A 17,144-nucleotide genomic window follows, 5' to 3' on the forward strand; every position below is an offset into this window, starting at 1 on the left:
GTCGCGTCCTCACTCCCGGGGGTGGGTCCTGTAGTAGTCCCGCCAGATCAGCCGGTGCACCGGGACCCAGCGCGGGATCGACCGCAGCCCGGGGATGAACGGCAGCAGCAGGAGCCCGAGGGTCAGCACCATCATCAGCGCCCACACCTGGGCGTCGGCGTTGGGCGAGGTGGAGAACGGCTTGACCTGGTACCAGAACGTGTACAGCCACATCCACGGCTGCCCGGGGTAGTTGCCGGTCTCGTTCATCATCCCCCACTGGTCACCGCCCAGGTGCTGCGCGACCGCCTGGTCCTCCAGGTAGGCGCCGTCGGAGAGCAGCAGCACCGACCGGGTCTGGTCGCCGCCGTAGAAGTTGCCGGAGGCGGTCAGGCTCCCCTCCAGGCTGCCCGACTTCGCCAGCGCCAGCAGGCTCAGCGACAGGACCGGCACCGGGCCGTAGTCGCCCTTGGCCACCTGCGTCGGGTCACCGTTCGGGGCCTTGGCCAGCGCGTCGGCGTACGCCGTGGCCCACGCCGTCTGCTGGCTCGGCGAGGCCGAGCGCCACTGGGCGAGGGCCTGGCTGACGACCGGCGCGACGACGGCGTCGGAGAGGGGTTGCAGGACCAGGTCCTGCGAGTTGACCGGGATCCTGACCCCGCCCCACTTCTGCAGCGGGATGCCGAGCACCTTCTGTCCGTCGCTGGCGTGGTTGTACGGCGCGCCGTACGTCGCGCTCGTGGTCGTGCCGGCGAGCTCCCCGGTCGCCGTGGCCACCACGTCGGCGGGGTCGGCCTCGGCCCAGTCCTTCATCGTGATGGCCTTCTCGTCCGGCGAGGAGAAGATCGCTGCCAGCACGGTGGTCAGCAGGGCCATCACCGCGAGCGCGATGACGAACTCCTTGACCAGGTCGTAGTGGCGGGTCGGGAAGTCGTGGGAGTCCGGGGTCGGGTGCGCGGTACGCCGGGGGGCGGTGACGGTGGCCATCTCAGTCACCCGCCCGTTCCGAAGCGTGCTCCGGGAGGTCGGCGTCCAGCGGCGGCACCACGCCGTGCCGGCGGACCAGGATCACGTGCAGGACCGCGATCACGCCGACGGCCAGGGGCAGCAGGACCACGTGCCACATCAGCATCTGGCCGGGGTTGAGGACGTTGAAGTACGCACCGGCGCCGATCGAGTTGATGCCGTCCTTGGCCTCGCCGCTGATCCACTGGGAGTCGAAGTTGGACTGGGAGAGGTAGCCGGTGAACGCCGTACCGATCGAGGCCACGAAGGCCACGACGCCGGTCATCCAGGTCAGCGCCCGCTTGCCGCGCCAGGCGGCCATCCAGAACTTGCCCCACAGGTGGATCACCATGACCGCGAAGAACAGCTCGACGCTCCACAGGTGCATGGAGTTGATGAAGTGCCCGAACGACGAGGTGTGCCACCACGCCGAGCCTCCGACGGCGAGCGCCAGGCCCGAGCCCACGACCACCACCAGGGCGGCCAGGGTGAGGACCCCGAAGACGTAGATCCAGGAGGCGACGTACGCCGGCTGCCGGTCCGGCAGGGCCTGCCCCTCCGGCACCAGGCCGACGATCCGCGTCCGCAGCCACGCCGTCCAGCTGCCGCCCGTGGTGGAGCCCGCGGGCACCACCCGCTGCTGGGTGCTCATGGCCGGTCCTGCCGCTCGAGGTCGTCGTCCTGGCGGGCGTGCGGGAACGGCAGCAGGATCGCGAGGACGAAGACCACGATCATCGCGATGATGATCGAGAGGTTGGTGACGCTGACGCTGATGACGCCCCAGTCGAAGTAGTGCCCGGCGGTGAGAGCCGTGTCGTGAATGCTCATGCTGGCCACCTCCGTGGCCCCGGGAGCCAGGGCCTCTGGTGCCCACGATCCGACCGCGCCTACCGGCATCCACAGTGCCGATGGTCACCCCGCCCGATGCCGTCGGTCCGTCCCGGCCGGGACCCGTTCCGCCGGCCGCCGGAGCGCTGCCCCTGCTTGTAACGCTCGGCGGTTTCAGCCGGTCGTTGCACCACGGCTGATCTGATGCCCGCAGAGTAGTTCCTCGAGGCGTTGGGCGGGGGTGGCCCAGTCGAGGGTCTTGCGGGGTCGGCTGTTGAGCTTGCGGGCGACTTCGTCGAGGTCGGTGGGGGTGAACTGGCGCAGGCTGACGTCCTTGGGGAAGTACTGGCGCAGCAGGCCGTTGGTGTTCTCGTTGCTGCCGCGTTGCCAGGGGCTGCGTGGGTCGCAGAAGTAGATCGGGATGTCGGCCTCGAGGGCGATCTGCTTGTGCAGGGCCATCTCCTTGCCCTGGTCCCAGGTCAGGGATCGGCGCAGCTGCTCGGGCAGGGTCGCGATGACCGGGACCAGGGCGTCCTTGAAGTCCACGGCGGTACGCCGGCCGGGCAGGTGGACCAGCAGCACGAACCGGGTGGAGCGTTCGACCAGGGTGCCGATCGCCGAGCCGCCTGACCGGCCCAGGATCAGGTCGCCCTCCCAGTGCCCGGGCACGGCCCGGTCGTTGGCCTCGGCGGGGCGCTGGCTGATGGGGATCGGGTCGACCAGCCGGCCCTTGCGATGTTCGGGGCGTCGTTGGGGCTTGCGCTGGTCGCGGCCGGTGCGCAGGTGCGCGGCCAGTTCCCGGCGCAGCTCGCCGCGGCCCTGGACGAACAGGGAGCGGTAGATCGTTTCGGGGCAGCAGCGCATGTCCGGGTCGTCGGGGAACTCCACCCGTAGAGCGTGACTGATCTGTTCTGGCGACCACTGCAGGGTGGTCAGTTTCTCCCCGACGTAGGCCCGCAGTCGCGGGTGCGTGGCGAGCTTGCCCGGCTTGGGTCGCCGGGCGCGGCGCTCGGCCCGGGCTTGTGCGGTCCCGGCCCGGTATGTGCCGTCGACGTTGCGGTTGCGGGCCAGCTCCCGGCTCACCGTGGAGTGTGGGCGTCCGATCCGGCGCGCGATCTCGCGCACGCCGTGCTGCTGGGCGTGCAGGATCGCGATCTCCTCACGCTCGGCTGGCGACAAGAAACGCCCGCTGGGGCGGCTGCAGGGCTCCATCACCCCGCCAAAGTGGCGGAACATCCGTTGCCCGGTGCCGCGAGACACGCCCGCGGCACCGGCCGCATCACTCACCCACGACCCCGACCGGATCGCCTCCCAGAACACCTGACGGGTCGCACGATCGACGGTCACCACACCACTCCTCACGACGAGTGGTGCAACGACCCTTCGAACCCAAGGAGCGTTACAAGTACGGAGCGTTACAAGCAGCGGCCCACACGACAGCAGGGCCCCGGTCCGAAGACCGGGGCCCTGCTGGTGGTGCTGGGTGGAGCGGCGGATCAGAAGTCCATGCCGCCCATGCCGCCCGACGGGTCGCCACCCATGGGGCGGCCTTCTCGGGCTTGTCGGCCACGACGGCCTCGGTGGTGAGGAAGAGCGCCGCGATCGAGGCGGCGTTCTGCAGCGCCGACCGGGTCACCTTGGCGGGGTCGATGATGCCCTCGGCGATCATGTCGACGTACTCGCCGGTGGCCGCGTTCAGGCCGTGGCCCGGGGTCAGGTTGCGCACCTTCTCCGCCACGACGCCGCCCTCGAGGCCGGCGTTGATCGCGATCTGCTTGAGCGGGGCCTCGGTCGCGAAGCGCACGATCTGCGCACCGGTGGCCTCGTCACCCTCGAGCTCGAGCTTGGCGAACGCCTCGGCCGAAGCCTGGACGAGCGCCACGCCACCGCCGGCGACGATGCCCTCCTCGACGGCCGCCTTCGCGTTGCGCACGGCGTCCTCGATGCGGTGCTTGCGCTCCTTGAGCTCGACCTCGGTGGCCGCGCCGACCTTGATGACCGCAACACCACCGGCCAGCTTGGCCAGGCGCTCCTGCAGCTTCTCGCGGTCGTAGTCGGAGTCGGACTTCTCGATCTCGGCGCGGATCTGGTTGACGCGACCGGCGATCTGGTCGGCGTCGCCCGAGCCCTCGACGATGGTGGTCTCGTCCTTGGTGATGACGACCTTGCGGGCCTGGCCGAGCAGCTCGACGCCGGCGTTCTCCAGCTTGAGGCCGACCTCCTCGGAGATGACCTGGCCACCGGTCAGGATCGCGATGTCCTGCAGCATGGCCTTGCGGCGGTCACCGAAGCCCGGAGCCTTGACGGCGACGGACTTGAAGGTGCCACGGATCTTGTTGACGACCAGCGTGGACAGGGCCTCGCCGTCGACGTCCTCGGCGATGATGACCAGCGGCTTGCCCGACTGCATGACCTTCTCCAGCAGCGGCAGCAGGTCCTTGACCGAGCTGACCTTGGAGTTGGCGATGAGGATGTAGGGGTCCTCGAGGACCGTCTCCATGCGCTCGGGGTCGGTGACGAAGTACGCCGAGATGTAGCCCTTGTCGAAGCGCATGCCCTCGGTGAGCTCGAGGTCGAGCCCGAAGGTGTTCGACTCCTCGACGGTGATGACGCCTTCCTTGCCGACCTTGTCCATCGCCTCGGCGATGATCTCGCCGACGGTGGTGTCCGCGGCCGAGATCGAGGCCGTGGAGGCGATCTGCTCCTTGGTCTCGACGTCCTTGGCCATGCCGAGCAGCTGCTCGGACACGGCGGCGACGGCCGCCTCGATGCCGCGCTTGAGGCTCATCGGGTTCGCACCCGCGGCCACGTTGCGCAGACCCTCGCGGACCATGGCCTGGGCCAGGACGGTCGCGGTCGTCGTGCCGTCACCGGCGACGTCGTCGGTCTTCTTGGCGACTTCCTTGACGAGCTCGGCCCCGATCTTCTCGTACGGGTCCTCGAGCTCGATCTCCTTGGCGATGCTCACACCATCGTTGGTGATGGTGGGCGCGCCCCACTTCTTCTCGAGCACGACGTTGCGGCCCTTGGGGCCGAGGGTGACCTTGACGGCGTCGGCGAGCGTGTTCATGCCACGCTCGAGACCGCGCCGGGCCTCCTCGTCGAATGCAATCAGCTTCGGCATAACTCCTGCGATCCTTCGCATTGAAGAGTTCGTTGGACGGTCCGGCTCGTTGCCCGCGACGGACGGCCTGGCTGACCCGGCGGACCCTTCCCGCCGACGCTTCAGACCTCAACTCCCCGGTCCGGTGGTGGCACTCTCTTGAGGAGAGTGCCAGTCACATGTTTAGCACTCGGGGTGGGCGAGTGCAAACAGTCCTACCGATCCCAGATCCGGGCGTAGCTCGAGACCAGGAACTCCCGGTCGGGGTCGAAGCCCACGATCGACGACACCCGGCCGAGGTCGTGGGTCCCGACCCGCCAGGACACCAGTCGCCGGGGCTGCGTCTGCGACTCGTACACGATCGTGTCGGAGTCGAGCCAGAACTCCACGCCGCAGCAGAAGTCCGGCCGCTGGTCGGCGTCGGGCGTCGAGGCCGAACCGAGCACCAGCAGCGCGTCGTGAGCCGGTGCGTCGCCCTCGACGACCAGCGCCTGCGAGGGCGTGACCTGGTCCGAGGACACCGGCAGCCCGGCGAACCGGCCCCAGCTCTGCGCGGTCCCGAGGGGGCCCATCCGCCAGCGACCGTACGGCCCCCCGGCGCTGGACGGGCCCGCCGGCGCCGCGACGTTCGTGGCCCCGAGCGCCGCCCGTCCAGCACGGAGTACATCGGCCCGTCCCCGCCCTGGGTGGTCGGCGGGAGCCACAGGTCGGTGTTGCCCATCCAGTGCAGGGTCGTGGTGGGACGGTCGCCGGTGTCGACCGACCGCCACGCGCCGGTGGCCAGGGTCAGCACGAGGACGTGGCCCGGCTGCGGGAAGGCGAGAGGTACTCCCCCGTGGGCGAGAGCAGTGAGTCGTGGGCGATCGAGATGTCGTCGCCGGAGCCGTCGTCGTACGGCGCGACTCGGGAGGTGTCGACCGTGCGCAGCGAACCGTCGGGGGCGAGGAGCAGCAGCCGCTGCCCGCCGTTGTCGTCGATGAGTGCGTACGCCGCGAGCGCGGCATCGATCGGGTCGTCGGCGACGTCCGTGGTCGGCGCCGACAGGTCGATCACGGACGGCAGTGGGGAGGCGACCTGCGGCAGGTCGGACTCCTGCGAGGCGAGCGGACCCCAGTAGACCGGCCACCCCCGGTAGTGGCCGTCGGGCCGCGTGCCCGTCTTCGTGGGCGTCGGCGGGGTCGGCACGGAGGTCGTCGTGGGCGACGGCAGCTGGGTGACGGGCCCGGTCGACCGGTCACCGCCCGGGCCGCCCGCGACCGCGACCGACCCGACGGCCACGACCGCCACGGCCGCGGTGACGGCCATGACGGCACGCCGGCGGCGGATCCGCGTGGCGCGCTGCCAGGCGACCTCGGACAGGTCGGGCATGCCGACGTCGGCGACCCGCTCGTGCAGCAGCTCCCGGAGCTCGTGGTCGGTCATCGCAGGTCCTCCAGCATCACGGCGAGGTGGGGTGAGCTCTCTCGGAGGCGGCGCAGCGCCACGTGGGTCTGGCTCTTGACCGTGCCGGTGCCGATGCCGAGAGCGTCGGCGGTGTCCGCTCGGTGAGGTCCTCGTAGAAGCGGAGCACGATCACCGCTCGCTGCTTCGGGGTCAACGCGGCCAGCGCCCGGTCCAGGGCCAGCCGGCGGTCCGCGGTGACCTCCGCGCCCGCCGCCGCCCCGGTGTCCGTCCCGGCCTCCGGTGGGTCCGCGACCACCTCACGGCGGTGGCGCCGCCACCAGGAGATGTTGCCGCGAACGATGACCTGGCGGGCGTAGGCGTCGGGGTGTCCGCTGTGCAGCCGCCGCCAGCGCAGGGCGACCTGGGTCAGCGCCTCCTGGACCAGGTCCTCGGCGCGGTGGTGGTCGCCCGTCACGAGCAGGGCCGTGCGCAGCAGCGCCCGCTGGCGCTCGGTCGCCCACCGCGTGAACGCCTCGTGGTCGTCCACCGGCGCCGGTCCCCCGATCGTGCTCATGCCCCCATCAACGCAGACCTCTCCGGAAAGGTTGGCGTCCGCGGGCCGGATCCCTAGCGTGGCACGCATGCAACCACCGGCACCGCTCCGCACGCCCGTCCCCCTGATCGGTGCACCGATGGCCGGCCCGGCCGGCGGGCGGCCCCACGCGATCAGCCGGGCCGGGGCACTCGGGATGGTGGGTGTCTCCCCGACGTCCGACGCCGGCTGGATCAGGCGGGAGGCCGCGATCGCCGGGGAGGGCGGGACGCCGTACGGCGTCGGGCTGCTGGCCTGGGCGCTGGCCACGGCGCCGGAGCAGCTCGAGGCCGTGCTCGAGCTGCGCCCGACGCTCGCGTCCGTGAGCTTCGGGCCGTACGCCGAGCCGGTGCGGCGGTTGCGCGCGGCCGGCATCCTGACGGCGACGCAGGTCTGTTCGCCGGCCGACCTGGAGGAGGCCGAGGCGGCGGCGGATGTGGACGTGGTCGTCGTCCGCGGTGCCGAGGGCGGCGGGCACGGGCGGGACGCCATGGGCACCCTGCCGCTGCTCCAGCTGGTGCTCGACCGCACCACCAGGCCCGTCTACGCCGCCGGCGGCATCCTCGACCACCGGGGGCTGGCCGCGGTGCTGGCCGCGGGTGCCGCCGGGGCCTGGGTCGGCACGGCGTTCCTCGGGTGCGTGGAGGCCGCCGGCTCGGCCGCCGCGAAGGCCACCCTCTTCGCGGCCGAGCAGACCGGCTACGGCCGCGTCTTCGACCGGGCCCAGGCGGCCGACTGGCCGCCGGAGTTCGGCGGGCGGGCGGTGGCCAACGCGTTCTTCGACGAGTGGGTGGGGCGCGAGGACGAGATCGACGACGCGGCCCGCGCCCGCTTCCGCGCGGCAGTCGCCGACGGGGACTTCTCCGTCGCCCACGTGTACGCCGGCCAGGGCGTCGCCGCGCTCACCGGCGAGACGACCGCGGCCGAGGTGGTTGCCGGGTTCGCCCGCGCGCTGGACCCGCCCTCGGCCGGGTAGCCCGTGAGGCCTTACTCGAGGCGCGCGGCCACGAGGTCGGCGAACGGCTCGGCGTTCTCGGGCAGCACGTCGAGGTAGAGGCCGGGCTCGATGAGCTCCAGCTCGCTGACGACCAGCCGGCCCTCGTGCTCCATGAGGTCGACCCGGCCGTAGTCGAGCGGGCCGCCGAACAGGGTCGCCACCTCGTCCATCGCCGCCACCGCCACCGCCGCGGTCTCTTCCCCGAGCGGCACCGGGCGGGTCACACCGCCGAACTGCTCGTGCACGCGGATCTCGTCGCCGCCCGGCAGCTTCTCGACCTGGGAGACGGCCACGCCGTCGAGGACGAAGACCGAGGTCTCCCCCCGCGTGCGGACCGACTCCACCAGCGGCTGCACGATCCACGGGCCGGCGGTGAGCCCGCTCAGCCGGTGGTCGTCGGTGCGCTCGGCCTGCACGACCCCGATCCCGCTCGCGCCGGTGCGGGCCTTGACGACGACGGGGCCGAAGCGCTCGAGCCCGGCGCGCAGCCCGCCGGCCAGGTCGGAGTCGTCGACGAGCAGCGACGGTACGACGGGCAGCCGGTCGGCGAGGGCGACGAGGTAGGCCTTGTCGGCGTTCCAGGCGAAGACGTCCGCGCCGTTCAGCAGCGTGGTCGCAGCGTCGACCTTCCGCGCCCAGGCCAGGAAGTCCGCGCAGCGGCGGTGGTAGTCCCACGTGGCCCGGACCGCGACCAGGTCGGCAGCGGCCCAGTCGACGTTCGGGTCGTCCCAGCTGACCCATCGGGCCTCGAGGCCGCGCGCGGCGAGGGCCGCCACCAGGTGGTCGCCACCGGGCTCCCCGTCGGGCAGCAGGCAGAAGGTGGCCAGGAGCACGCGCGTCACGCTCGCGAGGCTAGGCGCTCCCGGCGCGGGCCGCACCCGGGTTACGGCACCTTCAGGGCCGTCCGACCTCGGGCGGGCGGTGCCCGAACGACACCGCGTCCTCCAGGCCGAGCGCGGCCAGCACCGACGGCAGGATCGCCTTCGCGGTCCGCTTGTAGCCGATGGCGCTGGGGTGGAACCGGTCCAGGCTGAACATCTCGTCGGGGTTGGTGATGAAGAAGGGCCCCACCACGTGGGCGAGCGACACGGCGTGCGCCCCGCAGCGGACCGCGGCCGCCTCCTGGGCCCGCGCCAACTGCCGGGAGGCACGAGAGCCGAGGGCCCGCAACGGCTGCGGCACCGGACGCAGCGCCCCCAGGTCGGGACAGGTGCCGACCACGACCGCGGCGCCCCGCTCGCGCAGATCGGTGATGGCGTCCTCGAGGTGGCGGACCGACTCACCCACCGGGACGCGGTGCGTGACGTCGTTGCCGCCGACGACGATGACGGCGACGTCCGGGCGGTACGACGCCGCCAGCCCGGCTAGCTGCCCAGCCAGCATCGAGGACTCCGAGCCGACCCGGGCGGCAGTGGTCAGGTGCACGGTGCGGTGGGTCGCCTTCGCCAGCCGGGTGGCCAGCCGCGCGCCCAGCGTCTCCTTGGGCAGGTCGGCCCCGAGACCGGCGGCGATCGAGTCGCCCAGGACGAGCAGCTCGAGCGGGTCGCCGTACTTCTTCTTGTAGCGGCCGTCCGCCCGCGGGGCCACCTCGCCGAGGGGCTTGCCGACCACGCGGCGCGCGGCCTCGGCCTGGCGGTGCAGGAGCTCTCGGGCGCCGTACCTCAGGCCGCCGCCCGCCACCAGGGCCCCGGCGGCGGTGATGACGAGCAGGGCACGGCGGTCGCGGGATGGGGTCATGGGGACGTTGAAGCACGTCGACCTGAACGGGCGCCGACGATCCCGTGTGCGGGCGGTGTCGATTTCGGTCGCCCTCGCCCGTCATCCCGGTGTCAGACTCACACGCAGGAGATCGAGAGGACCCACCATGACCGAGTACGTCGTGCTGCTGCCGGGCAACGAGAGCACCTGGGCGGCCGCCACCGAGGAGCAGAAGGCGCAGATGTACGCCAAGCACGGCGAGTTCGCCCGCCTGCTGGCCGAGCGGGGCCACAAGGTCACCGGAGGCAACGAGCTCACGCACTCGCGTGAGGCCAAGGTCGTCCGCGGCGACCTCGACGCGGTGACCGTGACCGACGGGCCGTACGCCGAGACCGTCGAGCAGCTCACCGGCTTCTACGTCGTCGACACCGACGACCTCGACGACCTGCTGCAGGTGGCCGGGCTGCTCGCCGGTGCCGGGGGCGCCGTCGAGGTCCGCGGCACCGTGGACCACTCCGGGAACGCGTGACCGACGCGCTCTCCGAGGTCCTGCGCGACGAGTGGGGCCGGCTGCTGGCCCTGCTCGTCGCGCAGTACCGGCGCCTGGACCTGGCCGAGGACGGGCTGGCCGACGCCTTCGAGGCGGCAGCCCGCACCTGGCCGGCCACGGGCGTGCCCGACAACCCGCCGGCCTGGCTGCTCACCACCGCACGACGGCGCATCACCGACCGGCTGCGCCACGACGCCGTCGCCGCGCGCACCGTGCCCCTGCTCGTGGTCGAGGCCGGCCTGCAGGAGGAGGCGCAGCGGGTGATGGCCGATGCGGGCGAGCAGGTGCGTGACGAGCGGCTGCGGCTGGTGCTGCTGTGCGCGCACCCGACGCTCCCGCCCGCCTCCGCCGCGGCCCTCACGCTGCGGCTGGTGCTCGGGGTGCCGACCGAGGACGTCGCCCGGCTGTTCCTGGTGAGTCCGCCGACGATGGCGGCACGCCTGACCCGGGCCCGCAAGAAGATCGCCGGCGAGCGGTTCGTCGTACCGTCCGGGGCGGAGCTGGAGTCGCGGGTCGGCGTGGTGGCCGACGTGGCCTACCTGGCGTTCACGACCGGCTACGCGCCCGGCTCGGGCGACGACGTGCTGCGGGCCGACGTCGCGGCCGAGGCGATCCGGCTGGTCCGGGTGCTGCGCTCGCTGCTGCCGGCGTCGTTCGCGGGGCGCGGCGAGCTGGACGCGCTGCTGGCCCTGATGCTGATCCAGCACTCCCGCCGGGACGCGCGGGTCCGGGAGGGTCGGCCGGTGCTGCTGCCGGACCAGGACCGCGGGAGGTGGCATCCCGAGGAGGCCGCGGAGGCCTTCGACCTGCTCAGCCCGCTCGTCGACGCGCCGCCCGCGCCGTACCTCCTCCAGGCGCTGATCGCCGCCGAGCACGCGATCGCGCCGACTCCGGAGGCGACCGACTGGCCGCGGATCGCCGCGCGCTACCGGGAGCTGGAGGACCTCACCGGCTCGCCGGTCGTGCGGCTCAACCGGGCCGTCGCGGTCGCCGAGGCCGACGGCCCGCTGGCCGGTCTGGCTCTCCTCGACGGACTGGCGCTGCCCGGCCACCGGCTCCCCGCCGCCCGGGCCGAGCTCCTCGCCCGCGCCGGCCGCCCCGCCGAAGCCCGCACGGCGTACGACGAGGCCATCGGCCGGTGCACCAACCTGGCCGAGCGGGCGCACCTGATCGAGCGGCGCCAACAGCTGTAACGCTCCGTCAGGGAGTCTGTGGACCCCTTCTGCGCGGGTTCCAGAGTCCCTAACGGAGCGTTACATGCGACGGGGACTCAGCCGCCCGCCACCGCGGGGATCACCGAGATCTGGGTGCCGTCGGGGGTGGCGGTGCCCAGGTTGTCGAGGAAGCGGACGTCGTCGTTGCCGACGTACACGTTCACGAACCGGCGCAGGTCGCCGCCCTCGTCGAGGATCCGGCCCTTGATGCCGGCGTAGTGGGCGTCGAGGTTGTCCAGCACCTCGGAGAGGGTGCCACCCTCGGCGCTCACCTCCGACTCACCACCGGTGTAGGTGCGCAGGATGGTCGGGATCCGGACCGAAACGCTCATGACTCTCCTCGAGATGACTGCGCCGACAAGGCGGCTCTGGGACTGAAACTACGACGACGCAGGCGATCAGGCGATACCGGTCGCGGTGAAGGCGGCGTACGACGGGTCGATGGTCGCCCTGGGCCCGACCGAGCCGGCGACCGCGTCGAGGGTCTTCAGGCCGTGGCCCGTGTTGATGACGACGGTCTCGAGGGAGGGGTCGAGCTGGCCGCTCTCCACGAGCTTCTTCAGCACGCCCACGGTGGTGCCGCCGGCGGTCTCGGTGAAGATGCCCTCGGTGCGGGCCAGCAGCACGATCGCCTCGCGGACCTCGTCGTCGCTGATGTCCTCGACCGCGCCGCCGGTCTCCCGGCAGATGTCGAGGACGTAGATGCCGTCGGCGGGGTTGCCGATGGCCAGGCTCTTGGCGATGGTGTCCGGCTTGACCGGCCGGATCGCGTCGACGCCGCCCTTGTAGGCGACCGAGACCGGGGAGCAGCCGGTGGCCTGAGCGCCGTACACCTTGTAGGGCTTCTCCTCGACCAGGCCGAGCTTGATCAGCTCCTGGAAGGCCTTGTGCACCTTCGTGAGCTGGGAGCCCGAGGCGACCGGGATGACGATCTGGTCGGGCAGCCGCCAGCCGAGCTGCTCGGCGATCTCGTAGCCCAGTGTCTTGGAGCCCTCGGCGTAGTAGGGGCGGACGTTGACGTTGACGAACGCCCACCCGTCCTCCTCGCCCGCGATCTCCGAGGCCAGCTTGTTGACGTCGTCGTAGTTGCCGTTCACGGCGACCAGCGAGTCGGTGTAGACCGCCGAGTTCACCTGCTTGGGCTGCTCGAGGTTGCTCGGGATGAAGACCACCGTCTTGATCCCGGCGCGGGCGCCGGCGGCGGCCACGGCGTTGGCGAGGTTGCCGGTCGACGGGCAGGCGAAGACCTTGCTGTGGAACTCGCGAGCGGCGCTCAGCGCGCAGGCGACGACGCGGTCCTTGAAGGAGTTGGTCGGGTTGGTGCTGTCGTCCTTGACCCACAGGTTGTCGATGCCGAGCTCGCGCCCGAGGTTGTGCGCCTTCAGCAGCCGGGTGAAGCCGGGCTCCATGTTGGGGCTCTGCTCGATGTCCGCCGGCACCGGCAGCAGCGCCTTGTAGCGCCAGATGTTGCGGGGGCCGGCCTCGATCTCCTCGCGGGTCACGGCCGGGAAGTCGTAGGCGATCTCGAGGGGTCCGAAGCACTCCGGACACGCGTAGTGGGGGCCCAGGTCGACCCGGTGGCCGCACTCGCGGCACGACAGCGCCCGGGCATTGCCGAAGGCGCCCTCGCGGATCCCCGTGTCGGACGTGGGGGTGGTGGATGCCTGCTCGGCGACGACGGCGCTCATGAAGTCCTCCTTCTCATCTTCCCCGGGGCGTCTCTCGCATCCGGGCCGGAATTGGCACCGTTTCCGCGACTGCGTCCGCACTGGGACGGGGCAGGAGCTCGCGGCGGTTGCCGGGACTTCACAGGGCCGTTCCCTCAGTCCCTCTCGATGAGCAGGACCCACTGTAGGCGAGCCGTCTCAGCATGCGCACACCAAGTCCGCATGCTGGGCGGCCCGCCCACGGTGGTCGGACGACTCAGGCGGCGCTCGCGCCGGCGCCCTCGGCGGCCGCGGTCAGAGCCCCGGTCACCACGTCGAGCACGTCGCCGACGAGGTGCACGGTGACGCCGGCGCGGACGTCGTCCGGAACGTCGTCGAGGTCCGCCTCGTTGCGCTGGGGCAGGAACACCTCGGTCAAGCCGGCCCGCTGGGCGGCGAGCAGCTTCTGCTTCACCCCGCCGATGGGCAGCACCCGGCCGTTGAGGGTGACCTCACCGGTCATGCCCACCTCGGAGCGCACCGGGCGCCCGTCGCCAGCGAGGTCAGCGCGGTCACCATGGTCACGCCCGCCGACGGCCCGTCCTTGGGTACGGCGCCTGCCGGGACGTGGACGTGGATGGCCCGGTCGAGCACGGCCGGGTCCACCCGAGGCGCTCGGCGTTCGCCCGCACGAACGACAGCGCGATCTGCGCGGACTCCTTCATCACCTCACCGAGCTGGCCGGTCAGGGTCAGCCCGGCCGGCCCGTCGTGGGCGGACGCCTCGATGAAGAGCACGTCGCCGCCCAGGCCGGTCACGGCCAGCCCGGTCGCCACGCCCGGGACCGAGGTCCGCTCGTGCGACTCCGGGGTGAACCGCGCCCGGCCCAGCAGGTCGCGCAGGTCGGGCTCGTCGACCGTCAGCGGTGCCGCTCACCCAGTGCGAGCCGGGTGGCGGCCTTGCGCAGCGCGCGGGCGATCAGCCGCTCCATCTGCCGGACCCCCGCCTCCCCGTTGTAGTTGGCGGCCAGCTCACGCAGCGCGGCGTCGGTCACCGTCACCTCGTCCGCCGTCAGCGCCGCCCCTCCAGCTGCCGCGGCAGCAGGAAGTCGCGGGCGATCGCGACCTTGTCGTCCTCGGTGTAGCCGTCGAGGGTCACCAGCTCCATCCGGTCCAGCAGGGCGGAGGGGATCTGCTCGACGACGTTGGCCGTGGCGATGAACAGCACGTCGAGAGGTCCAGGTCGAGCTCGAGGTAGTGGTCGCGGAAGGTGTGGTTCTGCGCCGGGTCGAGCACCTCGAGCAGGGCCGCCGCCGGGTCGCCCCGGTAGTCGGCACCCACCTTGTCGACCTCGTCCAGCAGCACCACCGGGTTCATCGACCCGGCCTCCTTGATCGCGCGCACGATGCGGCCCGGCAGGGCACCGACGTACGTGCGCCGGTGGCCGCGGATCTCGGCCTCGTCGCGCACGCCTCCCAGCGCCACCCGCACGAACTTCCTGCCCAGGGTGCGCGCGACCGACTCGCCCAGCGAGGTCTTGCCGACGCCGGGCGGGCCGGCGAGCAGGACCACCGCCCCGGAGCCCCGGCCCCCGACGACCTGCAGGCCGCGCTCGGCCCGGCGGGCGCGCACCGCGAGGTACTCCACGATCCGCTCCTTGACCTCGTCGAGGCCGTGGTGGTCGGCGTCGAGGACCCTGCGTGCCTCCTCGACGTCCGTGCTGTCCTGGGTGGTGACGCGCCAGGGCAGCTCGAGCACGGTGTCCAGCCAGGTGCGGATCCAGGCGGTCTCGGGGCTCTGGTCGCTGGAGCGCTCGAGCTTGTCGAGCTCGCGCAGCAGCGCCTCGCGGACGGCGTCCGGGACGTCCGCGGCCTCGATGCGACCGCGGTAGTCGTCGGCGCCGTCGGGCTGGTCCTCCCCCAGCTCCTTGCGGATCGCGGCGAGCTGCTGGCGCAGCAGGTACTCGCGCTGGGTCTTCTCCATCCCCTCGCGCACGTCCTCGCCGATCTTGTCGGCGACCTCGACCTCGGCGAGGTGCTCGCGGGTCCAGGTGATGAGGGTCTCGAGGCGCGCCTCCACGTCCGGGGTCTCCAGCAGCTCGCGCTTGCGGTCGTGGGAGAGGTACGGCGCGTAGCCCGCGGCGTCCGCGATCGCGCCGGGGTCGGTCATCCGGTGCACCGTGTCGATGACCTGCCACGCCTCGCGGCGCTGGAGCACGGCGACGACGAGCCGCTTGTACTCCTCGGCCAGCTCACGGGCGCGGTCGGTGACGACCTCCTCGACGGGCTCGACCTCGACCCAGAGCGCCGCGCCGGGCCCGGTGACGCCGCTGCCGATCCGGCCACGCCCCTCGGCCTTGAGCACGGCCGCGGGGCCGCCACCGCTGAGCCGGCCGACGCGCTCCACCGAGGCGATCACGCCGTACGACGCGTAGCGGTCCTCGAGACGCGGGGCGACGAGCAGCCTGCCCTCGCTGCTCGAGCGGGCCGCGTCGATGGCGGCGCGGGACGCCTCGTCGAGCTCGACGGGCACGACCATGCCCGGCAGCACCACGAGGTCGGAGACGAACAGGACGGGCAGGTTGACGGCGGACATGGCGCCTCACTTTCAAGACTTGAGCGACGTCCACTCAACTCTCGGCGCGCGGGTGGTGTTCCGCCGATCGGGCGTGTTCGTCGTGGGCGAACACGCCCGTCCGGACCGGCCCTCAGGCGCGCAGCTCGCGGGCGTCGGCCGTGAGCTGGCGGAGCAGGTCGAGGACCCCCTCGGGGCCCTTGACGACCACGTCGGCACGGGCCTCGAGCGTGCTCTCCTCGTGCGACGCGGCGCAGACCAGCAGTGTCGGCATGCCGCCGTCCCGCAGCTTGTCCACGGCCTCGAAGGCCTCGACGTCGCCGAGGTCGTCGCCCGCGAAGAGGAAGGCGCCGGCGTCGAGCTCGCTCACCAGGGTGTCCACCACGACCCCCTTGTGCATGCCGGCGGAGCGGATCTCGATCACGTTGCGCCCCGGCTCCACCGTCAGCTCGTGCCGGCGGGCCTCGTCGCGCACCAGCGGGAGCAGCCGCTCGAAGGCCGCCTGGGGATCCGGCAGGCGACGGGTGTGGATCGCGACCGCCAGGCCCTTGTCCTCGAGGTGGGCGTCGCCGGCGTCCGCCGCACGCAGGGTGCGGGGCAGCTCACGCAGGAAGGTGGCCAGGCCGTGCGGGGGGCGGGGCGAGATCACCCGACGGTTGGTGGAGGACCACCGCTCGTTGCCGTACTGGCCGAAGAGGTAGAGCTCCTTGCCGGCGTCCCCGATGGCGTTGCCGACCTCCTCGAGGCCGCCGAGGGCCAGCGCCTGCCGGGCCGGGCGCCCGGTGACCACGGCGATCGCCAGCACCTGGGTGGCCAGGTCGACGAGGACATCGCGGGCCTCGGGATGGATGTACGCCGCGGCGGGGTCGTCGACGATCGGCGACAGGGTCCCGTCGAAGTCGAGTCCGACCACGCAGGTCGGCGCCGCCCGCACCAGCGCGGCGTACCTCTGCTCGCCCCCGATCGAGGTGAACTCCATGGGGAACACCCAACCACGAACGGCGGGAGCCGTGGGGCGGGGCCCGGCCAGGGCCCGACCGGGACCCTGCCTGGATCCGGGTCAGCCCAGCGGACCGGTCAGGATGACCGTGAGGCGGTCCAGCCGCATCGGGTCGACCGCCGGCTCGAGCCGGTGGATCCCGAGGTCGAGGGCCAGCAGCTTCGCCGCGGGCTCGAGCCGCGCCGGGTAGTAGACGGTGCTCGCGGGGATGGTGCCGTACCAGTTGTCCGAGCCGACGACCTGCCACCCCGCGTCGGAGGCCTGGGCGCCGACGCTGCCGGCCAGCCCGGTGATCCCCGAGTTGTTGTAGACCTCGACGTAGACCTTGCCGCGCTCGACGGCCGGCGGCTTGTGCTTGATCTTCGCGGGCTTGTGCGGCGCGAGCGTCGGCTTGGCCGACGGCTGCGTGGAGGGCGTGTGGGTCGGCTCGGTCCGGGCGACCGTGGTCACGTCGCGCTCGGGGGCCTCCTGGCCTCGGGTCGCGACGTAGGCGATGCCGGCCATGGCGACCGCGATGATGCTGAGCATCACCACCGGCGAGGGGAACACCACGCCGCGCTGGTCGCGGGGACGCAC

At 72.4% G+C, this 17,144-nt stretch carries 18 protein-coding genes, 2 pseudogenes and 1 riboswitch; of the genes and pseudogenes, 3 read left to right on the forward strand and 17 right to left on the reverse strand.

What is annotated here, in order from left to right; genetic code table 11:
- Window positions 1-9: 9 nt before the first annotated feature.
- From H0S67_RS19675 to H0S67_RS19710, 8 genes and pseudogenes are all read right to left on the reverse strand, one after another.
- Entirely contained in the window at window positions 10-975 is a 966-nt protein-coding gene (locus H0S67_RS19675; RefSeq protein WP_219635351.1) for a hypothetical protein, read from the reverse strand.
- On the reverse strand, window positions 968-1,636 hold the full coding sequence (locus tag H0S67_RS19680) for a cytochrome b N-terminal domain-containing protein (protein ID WP_180934413.1): 669 nt from the start codon (window positions 1,634-1,636) through the stop codon (window positions 968-970). Before H0S67_RS19680 ends, H0S67_RS19675 begins: the two co-directional genes overlap by 8 nt.
- The gene (locus H0S67_RS19685; protein WP_180934414.1) at window positions 1,633-1,812 is read right to left on the reverse strand and encodes a hypothetical protein; all 180 of its coding nucleotides are present in this window, start codon (window positions 1,810-1,812) and stop codon (window positions 1,633-1,635) included. The genes H0S67_RS19680 and H0S67_RS19685 overlap by 4 nt, the downstream gene beginning before the upstream one ends.
- A gap of 174 nt (window positions 1,813-1,986) precedes the next feature.
- Window positions 1,987-3,174, reverse strand: a complete 1,188-nt coding sequence (locus tag H0S67_RS19690) for an IS30 family transposase (RefSeq protein ID WP_425489836.1) — start codon at window positions 3,172-3,174, stop codon at window positions 1,987-1,989.
- A gap of 134 nt (window positions 3,175-3,308) precedes the next feature.
- A pseudogene (gene groL, locus H0S67_RS19695) lies at window positions 3,309-4,936 on the reverse strand (chaperonin GroEL).
- Window positions 4,937-5,130: 194 nt separating this feature from the next.
- A complete protein-coding gene (locus tag H0S67_RS19700) occupies window positions 5,131-5,487 on the reverse strand; it encodes a hypothetical protein (RefSeq protein WP_180934415.1) in 357 nt (118 codons plus the stop codon).
- A 214-nt stretch (window positions 5,488-5,701) separates the two neighbouring features.
- Complete coding sequence (locus H0S67_RS19705; protein WP_180934416.1) at window positions 5,702-6,337, reverse strand: hypothetical protein; 636 nt, start codon at window positions 6,335-6,337, stop codon at window positions 5,702-5,704.
- Window positions 6,338-6,353: 16 nt separating this feature from the next.
- Window positions 6,354-6,872, reverse strand: coding sequence for a sigma-70 family RNA polymerase sigma factor (locus H0S67_RS19710; RefSeq protein ID WP_246354899.1), 519 nt, complete (start codon window positions 6,870-6,872; stop codon window positions 6,354-6,356).
- A 67-nt stretch (window positions 6,873-6,939) separates the two neighbouring features.
- Here H0S67_RS19710 and H0S67_RS19715 point away from each other — a divergent pair, with 67 nt between their 5' ends.
- Complete coding sequence (locus tag H0S67_RS19715) at window positions 6,940-7,866, forward strand: nitronate monooxygenase (protein WP_180934417.1); 927 nt, start codon at window positions 6,940-6,942, stop codon at window positions 7,864-7,866.
- 11 nt (window positions 7,867-7,877) lie between these two features.
- Here the strand turns inward: H0S67_RS19715 and H0S67_RS19720 are convergent, their stop codons facing one another.
- Both H0S67_RS19720 and H0S67_RS19725 read right to left on the reverse strand, forming a co-directional pair.
- On the reverse strand, window positions 7,878-8,729 hold the full coding sequence (locus H0S67_RS19720) for an ATP-grasp domain-containing protein (protein WP_180934418.1): 852 nt from the start codon (window positions 8,727-8,729) through the stop codon (window positions 7,878-7,880).
- A gap of 52 nt (window positions 8,730-8,781) precedes the next feature.
- Entirely contained in the window at window positions 8,782-9,624 is an 843-nt protein-coding gene (locus H0S67_RS19725) for an SGNH/GDSL hydrolase family protein (RefSeq protein ID WP_180934419.1), read from the reverse strand.
- 127 nt (window positions 9,625-9,751) lie between these two features.
- On the opposite strand from H0S67_RS19725, the gene H0S67_RS19730 reads away from it, so the two are divergent.
- Window positions 9,752-10,114 carry a YciI family protein gene (locus tag H0S67_RS19730; protein WP_180934420.1) on the forward strand — a complete coding sequence of 121 codons (363 nt, stop codon included), beginning with the start codon at window positions 9,752-9,754 and terminating at the stop codon, window positions 10,112-10,114.
- Window positions 10,111-11,328, forward strand: coding sequence for an RNA polymerase sigma factor (locus H0S67_RS19735; protein ID WP_180934421.1), 1,218 nt, complete (start codon window positions 10,111-10,113; stop codon window positions 11,326-11,328). The genes H0S67_RS19730 and H0S67_RS19735 overlap by 4 nt, the downstream gene beginning before the upstream one ends.
- A gap of 77 nt (window positions 11,329-11,405) precedes the next feature.
- On the opposite strand, the gene H0S67_RS19740 is transcribed toward H0S67_RS19735, so the two are convergent.
- The 7 genes and pseudogenes from H0S67_RS19740 to H0S67_RS19760 all read right to left on the reverse strand — a co-directional run bounded on the left by H0S67_RS19740 (window position 11,406) and on the right by H0S67_RS19760 (window position 17,144).
- Window positions 11,406-11,681, reverse strand: coding sequence for a MoaD/ThiS family protein (locus H0S67_RS19740; protein ID WP_180934422.1), 276 nt, complete (start codon window positions 11,679-11,681; stop codon window positions 11,406-11,408).
- Window positions 11,682-11,747: 66 nt separating this feature from the next.
- A complete protein-coding gene (gene thrC, locus H0S67_RS19745; RefSeq protein WP_180934423.1) occupies window positions 11,748-13,037 on the reverse strand; it encodes a threonine synthase in 1,290 nt (429 codons plus the stop codon).
- A gap of 10 nt (window positions 13,038-13,047) precedes the next feature.
- A riboswitch (SAM riboswitch) is annotated at window positions 13,048-13,191 on the reverse strand.
- 81 nt (window positions 13,192-13,272) lie between these two features.
- Window positions 13,273-13,918, reverse strand: a pseudogene (locus H0S67_RS28470) (S16 family serine protease).
- Window positions 13,915-14,049 (reverse strand): hypothetical protein, encoded by a 135-nt coding sequence (locus H0S67_RS26950; protein ID WP_281368899.1) that lies wholly within the window; start codon window positions 14,047-14,049, stop codon window positions 13,915-13,917. Before H0S67_RS26950 ends, H0S67_RS28470 begins: the two are co-directional and overlap by 4 nt.
- 100 nt (window positions 14,050-14,149) lie before the next feature.
- A complete protein-coding gene (locus tag H0S67_RS25960) occupies window positions 14,150-15,589 on the reverse strand; it encodes an LON peptidase substrate-binding domain-containing protein (protein ID WP_246354900.1) in 1,440 nt (479 codons plus the stop codon).
- 112 nt (window positions 15,590-15,701) lie between these two features.
- Entirely contained in the window at window positions 15,702-16,547 is an 846-nt protein-coding gene (gene otsB / locus H0S67_RS19755) for a trehalose-phosphatase (protein ID WP_180934424.1), read from the reverse strand.
- An 81-nt stretch (window positions 16,548-16,628) separates the two neighbouring features.
- Window positions 16,629-17,144: a LytR C-terminal domain-containing protein gene (locus H0S67_RS19760; protein WP_180934425.1), complete on the reverse strand. Its 516-nt coding sequence runs from the start codon at window positions 17,142-17,144 to the stop codon at window positions 16,629-16,631.

It is taken from the genome of Nocardioides ungokensis (assembly GCF_013466985.1).
Lineage (GTDB): Bacteria > Actinomycetota > Actinomycetes > Propionibacteriales > Nocardioidaceae > Nocardioides > Nocardioides ungokensis.

Coding starts and splice junctions, on each gene's coding strand:
- H0S67_RS19700 (WP_180934415.1), bottom strand. CDS start 5,487: ATGGGCCCCCTCGGGACCGCGCAGAGCTGGGGCCGGTTCGCCGGGCTG.
- thrC (WP_180934423.1), bottom strand. CDS start 13,037: ATGAGCGCCGTCGTCGCCGAGCAGGCATCCACCACCCCCACGTCCGAC.
- H0S67_RS19740 (WP_180934422.1), bottom strand. CDS start 11,681: ATGAGCGTTTCGGTCCGGATCCCGACCATCCTGCGCACCTACACCGGT.
- H0S67_RS19710 (WP_246354899.1), bottom strand. CDS start 6,872: ATGAGCACGATCGGGGGACCGGCGCCGGTGGACGACCACGAGGCGTTC.
- H0S67_RS19705 (WP_180934416.1), bottom strand. CDS start 6,337: ATGACCGACCACGAGCTCCGGGAGCTGCTGCACGAGCGGGTCGCCGAC.
- H0S67_RS25960 (WP_246354900.1), bottom strand. CDS start 15,589: ATGTCCGCCGTCAACCTGCCCGTCCTGTTCGTCTCCGACCTCGTGGTG.
- otsB (WP_180934424.1), bottom strand. CDS start 16,547: ATGGAGTTCACCTCGATCGGGGGCGAGCAGAGGTACGCCGCGCTGGTG.
- H0S67_RS19715 (WP_180934417.1), top strand. CDS start 6,940: ATGCAACCACCGGCACCGCTCCGCACGCCCGTCCCCCTGATCGGTGCA.
- H0S67_RS19725 (WP_180934419.1), bottom strand. CDS start 9,624: ATGACCCCATCCCGCGACCGCCGTGCCCTGCTCGTCATCACCGCCGCC.
- H0S67_RS19680 (WP_180934413.1), bottom strand. CDS start 1,636: ATGAGCACCCAGCAGCGGGTGGTGCCCGCGGGCTCCACCACGGGCGGC.
- H0S67_RS19685 (WP_180934414.1), bottom strand. CDS start 1,812: ATGAGCATTCACGACACGGCTCTCACCGCCGGGCACTACTTCGACTGG.
- H0S67_RS19730 (WP_180934420.1), top strand. CDS start 9,752: ATGACCGAGTACGTCGTGCTGCTGCCGGGCAACGAGAGCACCTGGGCG.